8 protein-coding genes, 4 tRNA genes and 1 other RNA gene are annotated in these 12,737 nt (G+C 41.4%); 2 read left to right on the plus strand and 11 right to left on the minus strand.

The features are described 5' to 3' along the window. Positions 1-63 precede the first annotated feature (63 nt). Entirely contained in the window at positions 64-1,263 is a 1,200-nt protein-coding gene (locus L641_RS0100740; RefSeq protein ID WP_024600847.1) for an alpha/beta hydrolase-fold protein, read from the plus strand. Between the two features lie 160 nt (positions 1,264-1,423). On the opposite strand, the gene L641_RS0100745 is transcribed toward L641_RS0100740, so the two are convergent. Genes L641_RS0100745 through L641_RS0100760 form a run of 4 tightly spaced genes read right to left on the minus strand, consistent with a single transcriptional unit; the run spans position 1,424 to position 5,711 of the window. Continuing rightward, entirely contained in the window at positions 1,424-2,590 is a 1,167-nt protein-coding gene (locus L641_RS0100745) for an FAD-dependent monooxygenase (RefSeq protein ID WP_024600848.1), read from the minus strand. Then, complete coding sequence (gene ubiH / locus L641_RS0100750; RefSeq protein ID WP_024600849.1) at positions 2,587-3,774, minus strand: 2-octaprenyl-6-methoxyphenyl hydroxylase; 1,188 nt, start codon at positions 3,772-3,774, stop codon at positions 2,587-2,589. Before ubiH ends, L641_RS0100745 begins: the two co-directional genes overlap by 4 nt. Positions 3,775-3,788: 14 nt before the next feature. Beyond that, the gene (pepP, locus tag L641_RS0100755) at positions 3,789-5,111 is read right to left on the minus strand and encodes a Xaa-Pro aminopeptidase (protein ID WP_024600850.1); all 1,323 of its coding nucleotides are present in this window, start codon (positions 5,109-5,111) and stop codon (positions 3,789-3,791) included. A gap of 36 nt (positions 5,112-5,147) precedes the next feature. After that, complete coding sequence (locus tag L641_RS0100760) at positions 5,148-5,711, minus strand: UPF0149 family protein (protein WP_024600851.1); 564 nt, start codon at positions 5,709-5,711, stop codon at positions 5,148-5,150. 225 nt (positions 5,712-5,936) lie between these two features. On the opposite strand from L641_RS0100760, the gene ssrS reads away from it, so the two are divergent. Beyond that, positions 5,937-6,120: non-coding RNA, 6S RNA (gene ssrS / locus L641_RS22705), on the plus strand. A gap of 153 nt (positions 6,121-6,273) precedes the next feature. On the opposite strand, the gene L641_RS0100770 is transcribed toward ssrS, so the two are convergent. From L641_RS0100770 to L641_RS0100800, 7 genes are all read right to left on the minus strand, one after another. Continuing rightward, the gene (locus L641_RS0100770) at positions 6,274-9,357 is read right to left on the minus strand and encodes an efflux RND transporter permease subunit (RefSeq protein ID WP_013464148.1); all 3,084 of its coding nucleotides are present in this window, start codon (positions 9,355-9,357) and stop codon (positions 6,274-6,276) included. Then, entirely contained in the window at positions 9,354-10,550 is a 1,197-nt protein-coding gene (locus L641_RS0100775) for an efflux RND transporter periplasmic adaptor subunit (protein ID WP_024600853.1), read from the minus strand. Before L641_RS0100775 ends, L641_RS0100770 begins: the two co-directional genes overlap by 4 nt. Further along, positions 10,547-11,956 carry a TolC family protein gene (locus tag L641_RS0100780; RefSeq protein ID WP_024600854.1) on the minus strand — a complete coding sequence of 470 codons (1,410 nt, stop codon included), beginning with the start codon at positions 11,954-11,956 and terminating at the stop codon, positions 10,547-10,549. Before L641_RS0100780 ends, L641_RS0100775 begins: the two co-directional genes overlap by 4 nt. Positions 11,957-12,262: 306 nt before the next feature. Next, positions 12,263-12,338: transfer RNA gene (locus L641_RS0100785), tRNA-Phe, on the minus strand. Positions 12,339-12,378: 40 nt separating this feature from the next. Further along, positions 12,379-12,454: transfer RNA gene (locus tag L641_RS0100790), tRNA-Thr, on the minus strand. Positions 12,455-12,513: 59 nt separating this feature from the next. Continuing rightward, positions 12,514-12,589, minus strand: a tRNA-Phe gene (locus L641_RS0100795). Between the two features lie 48 nt (positions 12,590-12,637). Further along, positions 12,638-12,713, minus strand: a tRNA-Thr gene (locus L641_RS0100800). Positions 12,714-12,737 lie beyond the last annotated feature (24 nt).

The raw sequence follows: 12,737 nt of genomic DNA on the forward strand, positions 1-12,737 counted from the left end.
AACATTTACTCAAATCTAAAGCCGTGCAATTATTAAACAACACATTATTTAATAAGGATATTTATGAAGCTCTTACTATCGCTTGTGTTAATAGTTACTTTTAGTACACCTTTTTTAAGCTATGCAGACACCGCTACAATCGACATAACCGTGGGTAAAAAAGTCATTCTACAATCAAAAATACTTAACGAAGACAGACCTATCAGAATATTCATACCAGAAACTGTAAAAGATGATCAGCCCCTTTATGTTATTTATTTACTTGATGGTGTTGAGCACTTTCATACGGCGTCTGGTGTTATAAAATCCCTTGTTGATTACGAGCAGATACCTAATGCAATGCTTGTTGCTATTGATACAACCAACCGCGTTCGTGATTACTTACCCAAAGTACAAGGTGAGCCTAAAACGGAGTTTCAAACCTTTGTTAAAAATAAGTGGCCTGACGCTGGGCAAACCGATAATTTTTTAAAGTTTGTGTCTGATGAGCTCATGCCCTATATAAATAGCAACTACCCAACTAATGGCTATAACACCTTAATTGGTCATTCTAATGCTGGTACATTAGCGCTTTATACTTTAGTTAATCAACCGGAATTATTTAACAACTATATAGCTATCAGCCCAAATAGTTGGTGGAGTGATGAAGAGTTAAAAAATAATATTATTAAATACACTAAAAACCCCAAAGGCGGTCAAGCGTTATTTATTAGTGTAGCAAGTGAAGGCGCACGCTTTTATACAGGCGCATTAAATACTTTAGTAAATTTAGAGCAACAAATGCCCACGCAGCTAAAATGGGAATATAAGCATTATCCCTCTTTTACTCATATGGGCACCATACTTCCAGCACTTAGCGATAGCCTAATTCACTTATTTAGCGACCTAATATTTAAAGTTACTGACGAGCACGGAAAATTTGCGGATGTATCACTTATTACCGGTTACTACCAAACACTTAGTGATAAGTACGGATTTGAGCTTAAAATTCCACAAGATGTGTACGTAGAGTTTGCCCACAGCCAGCAAAAGTTTGGTAACACTAAAAAAGCTATTTCCACACTTAAACACTTTACTAGCGATTACCCTAATGCTGCTTATTCTCACATGCGATTATCGCAAGGCTACACTGCTAATAAAGAGTTTAAAGAGGCATTCACTAGTATGAAACACGCATTAGAACTTGCTAAACAGAACTCGCGTGACCCGCTGTTAATCGATGCACTGCAAGATATGGTGAATGAAGCACAAGAAAATTTGTAGCTCATTAATTTAAAAGCATTACGAGCTTCGCTCGTCGCGTCAGCAAGCTGTACGCATACACTAAAGAAAGCATTAGCCTATAAAAAAACCGATGCTTAAACTAAACATCGGTTTTTATTTTACTGAAAGCTGACAGCTAGAAACTGACAGCTTGTCTTTATCACTTCCCTATCGCTTCTTTGGCGAATAGGTGCTTTATTGGCCCAAGGTTATCAACGAGTGAAAGCCCTACTCCACGAATCAGCTTTTTAACTGGGTTTGCGCCTTCAAATAACTCTTTTAGCCCTTGCATCATGGCGATGTGTTTTTGTGCGTCGAGCTTGCGGGTACGCTCGTAATCACGCAGTGTGCGAGTACTTGCAAACTCCTCGCTATCTCTTGTTAATAACTCAATTAAATAAGCCGCATCTTTTAGGCCAAGGTTCATACCAAGCCCTGCCAAAGGGTGAATGGTATGCGCTGCATCGCCTATTAATACCACTTTGCCATTTACCCATTGCTGGGCATAACGCATTTTAAGTGGGAACGCGACGCGCTTACTTTGCACTTCACATAAACCGCATTGGCCATCTATGGCAGCCATAACTGCTTTATTAAAAGTGGTGTCGTCCATTGCTAACAATTCATCACAATGATTCGGGCTGGTAGACCACACAATTGAATGAGTATGCTCATCGCTCAATGGTAAAAAAGCAAGCGGCCCCGTTGGTAAAAATACTTGGCGTGCGGTATTTGCATGTGACTCTTTGGTTTTAACTGTCGCTACTAACGCATGGTGATCGTAATCTTTAAAGCTCAGCGCCATATTAAACTGTTTACGAATCGCTGAATTTGCACCATCAGCCGCCACCAGCAACTTAGCAATAATAGGTTCGCCAGTTTTTAAATTAATAAATACATCAGACTCACTTTGGTGTATTTGCTGATACTCGGTATTAAACATGAGTGTGGCATTGCTTTGCTGCTCAAGCTCTTTTATTAGTGCAAAGCGAATAATATCGTTTTCAACTATGTGGCCTAAATGGTCAAGCTCAAGTTGCTCGTTATTAAAGGCTATTTTTCCAAAGCTATCGGCATCGCGTACATCCATGTGCGTATAAGCACAAGCACGCTCAGCTATTATATGTGGCCATACATTTAACTGCTCGAGCAAGGTTTGGCTGGCAATGCTTAATGCGCTTACACGTAAACCATAGTCATCGCTCGGTGGAGCTTGAGTTGGCGCTGCATCTAACACAACCACGCTGACATTCGCTTTAGCAAGCCCTAGCGCCAGCGTTAAACCTACGCAGCCACCACCCACTATACAAACCTGTACTTGTTTCATAAACGTGTACCTTGTTTAACTTGTCCCATTAACTGTTTAGCCAATGGGGCTTTGAATGCGGGGAATAAATCCATCGAAAACAGCCCAATACTACGACCAAGCGCTAACACCCGTGATGAATTAGAAAAAAGTCGAACCAGTGCATCGGTCAATGTCATTACGGTGTTTATATCATCACTGCGCTTAATTGAATATTGACGAGTAAAGGCATAACTCCCTAAATCATGTTCACTGTTTGCTATTAAGTCACTAAGCACTTGTACGTCGCGCAGTCCTAAATTAAAGCCTTGGCCTGCAATGGGGTGAATGGCGTGTGCCGCGTTACCTATTACCACAGTACGGTGCGCCGTTAACGATTCGACTTGCCCATAAACCAGCGGATAACTGGCGCGCATCCCTACTTTTATAAATTGCCCTGCACGATAACCAAAGGTGGTTTGCAGTACGCTTAAAAAGTCTGACTCACTTAATGCCATATGCTGCTCAATATGCTCTTGACGCATACACCATACTAACGAATAACGGTTATTACTCATGGGTAATAAGGCCATTGGGCCGTTTTGGGTAAAACGCTCAAACGCATGATGGTTATGTCCACCAGCCACTTCTATATTGGCAATAATCGCGCCTTGTTCATAAGGCTGGGTATTAAAACCTAGGCCTAGCAAGTGACGTGTTGGCGATTGTGCACCGTCGGCAATCACTAACAGCTTAGCACTTAGTTTTTCGCTGCTTTGTAATGTAAGTTCATTACTTTCGGCGTATTGTTTTATCGCCGTTACGCTATCAGGGCAAAAAAGCGATATATTTGATTGCGTTAAACGTTGATGCAGCGCTCTGCCAAATGGATTTACCTCAACTACATAACCTAATGAGGGTTTAGTAAACTCATCACTCTGTATATGGGTTTTACCAAAATGTCCTTTGTCTGACACACTGACTTTTTTTATGGCTGCCGCATAGGGAGCGTTTATTTCAAATAAATTGAGGCTTTGTAAATACTCCACCGACTGCTGTGCAAGCGCTATGCTTCTGTCGTCAAAACTTGGGTGATAATCTGTGGTTACTTGATTTGCTTCAACCACGGCAATATGTAGGCTGGGATTTTTTTTACTTATGCTCAGTGCGCAACTTGCGCCAACTAAACCACCGCCAATAACTACAACATCAAACTGCTTAGCCACTTTTATCTCCAAGCTTATGCGTTTTTAGCGCTTTGCATTAACGCTTCTATTTCGCTAATTTTTTTAGGCACGGTAATCGTTAAGTTTTCGTGACCAGACTCAGTTACTAATAAGTTATCTTCAATACGAATACCTATGCCTTGGTATTTTTTGGGTGCGTTTGAATTTTTATTAATATAAAGCCCAGGTTCAATGGTCAGTACCATACCAGGTTCAAAAGCACGCTCTTGGTTATTAACCTTGTAACCACCTACATCGTGAACATCGAGTCCTAACCAATGGCCAAGACCATGCATGTAGTATTCTTTACAGGCTCCTTGCGCCATTAGCTCATTAAAGTCGCCGGTTAAAATACCTAAATCGAGTAAACCTTGGGTTAGCACTTGCATAGCTAATTTATTAGCCTGCGATAAGTAGCCACCGGGCTTTACTTCGCTAAATGCGACTTCTTGCGCTTTAAGCACAATATTATAAAGCGCAGCTTGTTCGGTGCTAAATTTACCATTAACGGGGAAAGTACGGGTAATGTCGGCTGCGTAACCTTGTAGCTCACAACCTGAATCAATCAGCACTAGGTCGCCATTGTTTAATACATCGCTGTTTTGGGTGTAGTGCAAAATATTAGCGTTATCGCCACTACCGACAATGGTGCCATAAGCTGGATGTGGCGCCCCATTCATCGCATAGTGATGATGAAGCTCTGCCTCTAATTGAAACTCGGTTGCGCCAACGTGGGAAAAGCGCATGGCACGCATGTGTGCTCGGGCACTTATTTCGCAGCCTTCACGCATAATGTTAATTTCGCTTGGCGATTTAAATAGGCGCATTTCATGTAATAACGGGCGAATATCTTTAAGGGTACTCGGTGCTGTATCGCCTTTTTTGGGGGCACTACGCAAAGTATTAAGCATTGAAAATACTTTGCCGTCGAAGGCAGGATACGTCCCTTGTGCATAAAATAAAATCTGTTGGCCGTTCACCAAATTCAATAATTGTTCGTTTAGTTCACTTAATGCATAAGTTTTGTCGAATAAGTATTCACTTTGCGCTTTTTCAAAACCAATGCGCCTGCCGTGCCATATCTCTGCAAGTTTATCTTTATCTAAACAAAACAATATAGAAGGCGTATCACTGTCTTTGCATAACACCAATACCGCATCGGGTTCGTTAAAACCAGTTAAGTAAAAAAAGTCACTGTCTTGTCTAAACGGATAATGAGTATCTCGGCTACGTGTGAGCTCGGTTGCAGCAGGAATTATCGCAATACTGTTGCTATCCATTGCCGCCAATAAACGTTCGCGGCGCGCTTTAAACTCTGACTTTTGTATTTCAACCATTAATAACTAACCCATTACTTTTGTTGTATTACTAAATTAATGCAGTGTTTTTTTGTTGCTTTGTGGGTTTTGCTCTTTGCCAAGTTCAGCAAAACACAGTAACGCCGATACGCGTACGTACTCAATCACTTCATGCAGTGCTTGGCTATCTTCTTCGGTTTCTTCAAAGGTTGTATCAAGGCGCGTAATTTCGCTAAAGTCGCTAATCACTTCTTTTACATCTGCCGACAGCTTGCCATAGTCTTTTTGCTTTAAGCCAAAGCCCAGCATAAACCCAGCTACCCATGATACGAGCCCATTGGCTTGATCGATGAGTGTTTCGTCATCACTCGGTAAAAACAAATCAAATTGAAACTCTTCATTGTTAAAGCTTTCAACAACTTGTTGATAAACTTTACCAAAAAACTGTTTTAAATCGTTGCTAAACGACTCGCCATCATTAAATACGTCGCTCAGTAAGCCTAAGTATTCTTTATCGTCAATGCTTAGCCCACAAGCAAGTAAGCCGCTAATAACGCCATGCGCTTCAGCAGGTGATACAAATATTTCGTTTTTCTCTAAAAGAAGTTGGGCTTTTTCGTAATCTGGTAAGTTATTCATAATGACGTCTTCGCTTTGCTAATTAAAGCAATGCTACCACTCGATAAAAAGCAACTCCAATGAATTCTATGACTGAGGTCAAAAGCAAGCGATTGAAAAGCAAATTGAGTTCAAAAAGCAATCTTAAAAGTAAATATAAGATTAAATTTGCAGGAAAACTGAGCGAACAGTTTAATTTTTTACGATTGGGGTTTAAGGATTGGAATATGTCTTATATACTAAATTTGTTCCCTGGGGTGCAGGAGCTTGGTTAAGTCCCTGAGCCGATAAATTTTATACCAGGATTTTTGTTCGTTTACTATTGTGCAAGCTCGGCATGTACCGAGAAGCCTACGGTAAACCGCAGATTTCCGCCCTGAAACCTCAAGGTTTCAGGACTGACACCGGGCACCGCATTCTCGGGGAACACCTTCCTTTATAGCTTAGGTTCTAGGTTCTCAAGCATTTCTTTTTAACTAAACATTCCCTATCTTTCGTCTTTAAATATATCGAACTGCGCCTCCACAGCCCGATATTAAACTTGTTTCTAACACCTATCCCTTTGTCTTTTTAATGCCTAACACTACTTAAACCAACCTTGAAAGCGCTCCATCAGCATATAGTTAACGGGAACAAGTAATAAGGTTATAAAAGTCGCAAATATAATCCCAAAACCTAGGCTTACTGCCATAGGAATTAAAAACTGCGCCTGAGTCGCCTTTTCAAACAGCAGCGGCATTAAGCCTATAAAGGTGGTTAAACTAGTTAGCATAACCGGGCGAAAACGCGCTACGCCGGCGGTTTTAACAGCTTCCATTAAATCGAGCCCTTCACTGCGTTTTTTATTAATAAAATCAACCAATACTAACGAGTCGTTCACCACGACCCCAATTAACGCGAGCATTCCCAGCAAACTCATAATGGTAAGCTCCATAGTCATGATCCAATGGCCAATTACTGCGCCAATCATGCCAAAAGGAATAATGCTCATCACCACCAGTGGCTGTAAGTACGATTTAAAGGGAATTGCGAGCAACCCATAAATTACAAAAAATACAAATACCATTCCCCACAATAATGAACCAAACGATTCGCGCTGCTCTTTGGCTTCACCTTCTAATGAATGGCTTACACCTGGGTATTGTTGCACAAGTTCATCTAAGTAGGTTTTTAAATCAGCTTGAAGCACGGTCATATTGGTATCGGTTTTTTCTACATCCGCCGACACATTAAGAGTACGGTAACGATCAATACGGGTAATGGTTGATGGGCTTTGACCCGGTACTAAAGTGGCCACGTGTGACAGCGGCACTCGCCCACCATTAGGTGTTTGTATTAATATATCTTTTAAATCAGCAACTGAGCGTCTTTCATCTATAGGTAAGCGCACCATAACGCGCACATCATCACGCCCGCGTTGAATGCGCTGTACTTGTACACCAAAAAACGAGTTACGCACTTGTCTTGATACATCAACTCTATTTAATCCAAGTGCAAGCCCTTGCTCTGTTAGCTCTATTTGTAGCTCTTCTTTACCATCAGACATGCTATCGGCAATATCAAACACGCTTGGATAAGTGGCCAATCGTTGTTTAATTTGCTCAGCCACTGTTTGCAGTGTGGTTATGGAATTACCCGATAATTGAATATCAATTGGGTTTGAGCTTCTACCTATTTCTGCTCTAAATGTGAGACTTTCAGCCCCTGGGATCACCCCTATTAATTGCCGCCACTCTTTTACCAACTCACGCGAACCAATATCAGACTCTCGTTGTTCTGCTGGGGTGATTTCAAAGCGCACACTACCCGAATTAGCCGCACCGCCTCGCCCGCCAGTGCTGGCTAAAATATTAAGGATAATACTTTGCCCTGTTTCTTCATCTTGATACTTACGCTGAAGCTCTCTGGCTTTATCTGACATATCAATAATGTATTTATTCGTGACTTCAAACGGTGTTCCCGCAGGAAAAGTTAAATTAACCCGAACTGTTTCACTGGGAATACGTGGGAAGAAAATAAACTTAGTCCAACCACTGGTGATCATGGTTAAAATAATTAAAAACACGCCCATAAATAAACTGACTGTGGCCAGTTTGTTGCGTAGCGCTAGCCCTAATACGGGTTGGTAATATTTTAAAATGGCATGCTCAAAACCATCAGCAAAACGTTGTTGGAGTTGCTCTAATTTAGAACCTTTGCCTTTTTGCTGGCGCAGTTTGATATATTTTAAATGCGCTGGCAGCACAAATTTAGATTCAATCAATGAAAACAATAATACCGGAATAACCACCACCGGAATTTGCGCAAAAATAGCGCCTCGTGCGCCTTCTATAAAACCTAACGGTAAAAAAGCGGCCACGGTGGTTAACACGCCAAATGTAACTGGCGTGGCTACTTCTTGAGTTCCTTTTATAGCAGCCTCTTCGCCCGATTTGGCGGTTTTTAAATGGGTATACACGTTTTCACCGGTAACAATAGCATCGTCCACCACAATCCCTAGCACCAATATAAAACCAAATAAGCTGATCACATTTATGGTCACGCCAAAGGCGGCCATTGCCATAAACGCGCCCATAAATGAAACCGGAATACCAATAAATACCCAAAACGCGATGGCAGGTCTTAAAAATAAAGTCAGTAACCCCAGTACCAAAATACCGCCCTGTAAAGCATTGCTAGTTAGGGTAGCAATACGGCTTTTTACTACCTCGGAGTCATCATCCCAATAGCTTAAATAAAACCCTTGCGGTAAATTAGCTTGCTCACTGGTAATATAGTTTTTAACTGCATCGGCCACTTCTATCGCACTTTGCGGACCAATGCGGTACACATCGATAAATGCGGCTTGTTTGCCATTAAAGCGGGTGCGCACGGGGGTTTCTTCAAAATCATCGTTAATGGTTGCAATATCACTTAAGCGAATAATAGTGCCATCGGCTTGATTTTTTATCACAATGCTTGCAAATTCATCTTTGCGGTAAGCTTGCCCTTTAGAGCGAATAAGTACATCGCCGCCCTCTGTTTTAAGGTTTCCCGCTGAAATATCAGAACTTGAATTGGCAATGGCACTGGATATTTGCGCCAAGGTTAAATCGTATTGGCGCAGCGTATCTTGGCTTACTTCGATTGCCAGCTCATAATTACGTACGCCACTAAGTTCAACTTGGGTAATCGCCGGAATACGCAGCAATTCATCACGGACTTGCTCTGCATATTCTAGGGTTTCTTTTTCGTTGTAGTCACTTGAAACAGTGACTGCTATTACTTCACGCTTACGCTGGATTAACCCTATTACTGGTTTTTCTGCATCGGCTGGAAAGGTATTAATGGCATCGACACGGCTCTTTATATCCGCTAACAATTCACGCTCGTCATAGCCAGTATCAACCTCAACGCTTACTTGTGATGACCCCTCAGAAGAGCGGCTCGATATTTGTTTAATACCTTCGAGATCTTGTAATGCTTCTTCTATTCGTATGGTGACCCCTTTTTCAGCATCTTCTGGGGTTGAACCACGTAAACTCACACTAATATTTATACGATCAGAAACAAACGAGGGAAACACCTCTAACGGTAACTTAGAAGACAGGCTGAATAGGCCGCCCAACACAATACTAATTAGCAATAAGTTGGCAGCCACATGGTTACGAGTAAACCAAGCGATCATGGCTGCTCTCCTGGTTTTTGTGCTTTAAGAGTCGCATCCATTATCTGCACTGGCGTACCTGAACTCACTTGACCCAGTGGCGTCAGCACTAATTGACTACCCGCTTCAAGACCTTTACTCACAATGCCTTGCAGCGCATTTTGCCACGCTAAAGCAATATTTTTACGCTGTAGTGTGCCATTTTCAACCACATAAACATAACTGCCTTGATATATCGCACTATTGGGAATAACGAGTACCTGAGAGGCGACTTTACCATTAATTTTAGCTTTAACGTATTGCCCTATTTTTACTGGGTATTGATTATCACTGGTTGATTTATAAGGGTCATTAATTTTAGCCACCACATATAATTGCTGAGCACTTTCATCTATTGCGCCCTCAGTACGAATAAGTTGACCTTGCCATTGTTGCTCGCCAATTAAATCTGAAGTGAAATTAACCGCTGAGCCACGCTGATTTTTAGCACCATCTCGATATTGCTCAGGTAAATTAATAAAAGGCAGATCTTTATTCTTTATCGGTAAGCGTATTTCAACACTGTCGGTTGCATAAATTGTCGCCAACTGCATATTGTTAGATACCACCTGACCTAAGTCAACGCTGCGGTTTAATACTCGCCCAGCATAAGGGGCTTTAATTTTAGTACGTTCAAGATTTAGTTGCGCTTTTTCCAATTGTGCTTGTGCTGACAAAACCTGTGCTTGCGCTGCAGCTAGCTGTGGCTTTCTAAGTACTAAAATACTCGGTTCAGACTCATTGCCTAAACGTTGCCAATCAGTAAGCGCTTGTCGGCCTCGCGCTTGCTCTTCTAATAAGTTTTGCTCGGCATTGAGCAAATTAGCTTGTGCTGATTTAACTTCTGCTTTTAAATCGCGATCATCTAACTGAAGTAACACATCGCCTTTTTCAAAAAAGCCGCCTTCGCGGAACTGCTCATTTATATCAATAATCAGTCCAGAAACCTGAGCCACCAACATACTTTGAGTTCGTGGTTTAACCGTGCCAAAGCTATCAATTTCAACGGGGTAGTCAATTAACTGCAATGGTTTTACCGCTACATTAATTTTTGCTTTTGGCGGTGCTGAAAAACGTGATGCTTTAGGCGGGTTTCCTTTAATAAACATCACCAAAAAAATGGTCGCTATAATGATAGCAGCGGGAACAATTATTTTTTGTTTGTTGAGTTTCATAGTGCTTGCTCATCCTGTGCGGATCTTGATTTTGCAAAGTCGCCCCCAAGAGCAACATGTAATTTAATGCGATTTGTGAGTAATTGGTTTTTAATTTCAATCAGTGAACTTTGTGCATCAAACGAGCGTGCTTGTGCATCTAATACGGTGGTGTAGCTCACTAAACCACTTTGATATTGTTCAAACGATAATTGCTCTGCTGCTAAGGCATTTTCTTGTGCCTGCAAGGTGCTTTGGTAGCGTGCCTTTAAAGATTGTTGTTGGGTAATAGCATTTTCAACATCACCAAATGCATCATATAAAGATTGCAGATAGGCTTGCTCTTGCTTTTGCGTTTGTAAACTGGCTATTTCCTCGTTCGCAGCGAGTCGTCCAGCGTCAAAAATAGGCGCTGAAATACTACCAATAAGTGACCACGCAAGACTTGAAGCAGAAAATAAGTCGCTTACCCTGTTAGTGCTATCGCTTAAACCTGCCGCTAAATTTAAACTCGGAAAACGCTGTTTATGCGCATACGCAAGCGAAGCGTCGCTGGCTAATAACTGATACCAACTAGCACGCAACGCAGGTTTGCGAGTAATAAGCTCCGACGGTAAACCAAGAGGAATGTCGTCATTAATTACAGGTAGGTCGTTATTCGCTGCTATCAATCCTTTTGGATACTCCCCCAATAAACGCTCAAGACTACGTGCAGCTTGAGTCAAATTTGCTTTTTGGGTTGCTATACGGGAGCGTTCATTGTTTAACTCATTGCGAGCTAAATAAACATCTAACGCTTCATTTAAACCTTGGCGATAACCCGACTCAATAATCTCAAGGTTTTGCTGGGCGTTAGCTTCTCTGCGCTTAAACAAATCAAGTAATTGCTCTGCACTGATTAAGTTAAACCAATTTGTTATAACATCTGCAATAAGCTGTTGTTTAGTTTGCTCATAGCGAGCTTGCTGAGCAAGGTAGTTGAGGTTGTCTCTGCGCTTTGCATCAGAGAGTTTACCCCATAAATCAATTTCATAGCCTAACTCTAACGATACAGAGCTTGAGTTATTATAACTAACCGGACGATTATCTTTGCTCCGTCCTACTCGCGTTGAAATATCTAAACTGGGCCATAAAGCGGCACCGGTGACAATTAATTGCTGTTTTTGTATTTCTACATCAAAACGGTTTTGCAATAGTTGCTGATTGTTTTTTAGCGCTTGAGTAACTAGCTGCTTTACTGTTGGTGAAGCAAGTTTATTAAACCATGTGTCGTTGACAGCAACTACTGATTCAACAGCTGTTTGTTGCCACTGATCTGGGAGTGTATTCGGTGCTTGCTCACGTAGTTGCGGGTTTAAGTTACTCGCACAACCACTTAGCAGCATAATACTTATTGCCAATAAAGATGGCTTATATTGCCACATTATGTTTAAACCTGATTAATGCTATTTATGAATGTTATTCAAGCACTTTAGCAAACGTTGCTCAATTGACTTTACATAACATTACATACTTTGCGATGAAATTATAAGTGCCGTAGATACGCCAAGTATTAACATATTGATCACAAATTAATAAACAACCTAATTTTTAGCCAAAAAAGCTGAATAAAGTTCTCAAAGAGGTACGAAAAGGACAGAGGGACTTACTGTTTATGACGTGCTGGAAAAATAGAGCAGGATAGAAAAAACTTAGAAACAAAAAAGCCCCGCATATGCGAGGCTTAGTATAAATGGTGCCTCGACCCGGAATCGAACCAGGGACACGAGGATTTTCAATCCTCTGCTCTACCAACTGAGCTATCGAGGCACTTAAACAGTGCAATAGTTAAATTAACTATTTAAATAAATGGTGCCGACTAACCGAGTCGAACGGTTGACCTACTGATTACAAGTCAGTTGCTCTACCAGCTGAGCTAAGTCGGCACACTAAACTGTGTGCTAAGGCACTTTATCAATTTTAAAGATTGATAACTTTTAGTAAATGGTGCCTCGACCCGGAATCGAACCAGGGACACGAGGATTTTCAATCCTCTGCTCTACCAACTGAGCTATCGAGGCACTTAAACAGTGCTCGTGAACTGCTTTTAGCAATTTCACTTTTATAAATGGTGCCGACTAACCGAGTCGAACGGTTGACCTACTGATTACAAGTCAGTTGCTCTACCAGCTGAGCTAAGTCGGCACACTAAACTGTGTGCTAAGGCAC

This window comes from Pseudoalteromonas sp. TB41 (genome assembly GCF_000497975.1).
GTDB lineage: Bacteria > Pseudomonadota > Gammaproteobacteria > Enterobacterales > Alteromonadaceae > Pseudoalteromonas > Pseudoalteromonas tetraodonis.

Excerpts from the sequence above, each read along its gene's own strand:
- pepP (WP_024600850.1), bottom strand. The coding sequence starts at position 5,111 with ATGGTTGAAATACAAAAGTCAGAGTTTAAAGCGCGCCGCGAACGTTTA.
- L641_RS0100740 (WP_024600847.1), top strand. The coding sequence starts at position 64 with ATGAAGCTCTTACTATCGCTTGTGTTAATAGTTACTTTTAGTACACCT.
- L641_RS0100770 (WP_013464148.1), bottom strand. The coding sequence starts at position 9,357 with ATGATCGCTTGGTTTACTCGTAACCATGTGGCTGCCAACTTATTGCTA.
- L641_RS0100775 (WP_024600853.1), bottom strand. The coding sequence starts at position 10,550 with ATGAAACTCAACAAACAAAAAATAATTGTTCCCGCTGCTATCATTATA.
- L641_RS0100745 (WP_024600848.1), bottom strand. The coding sequence starts at position 2,590 with ATGAAACAAGTACAGGTTTGTATAGTGGGTGGTGGCTGCGTAGGTTTA.
- L641_RS0100760 (WP_024600851.1), bottom strand. The coding sequence starts at position 5,711 with ATGAATAACTTACCAGATTACGAAAAAGCCCAACTTCTTTTAGAGAAA.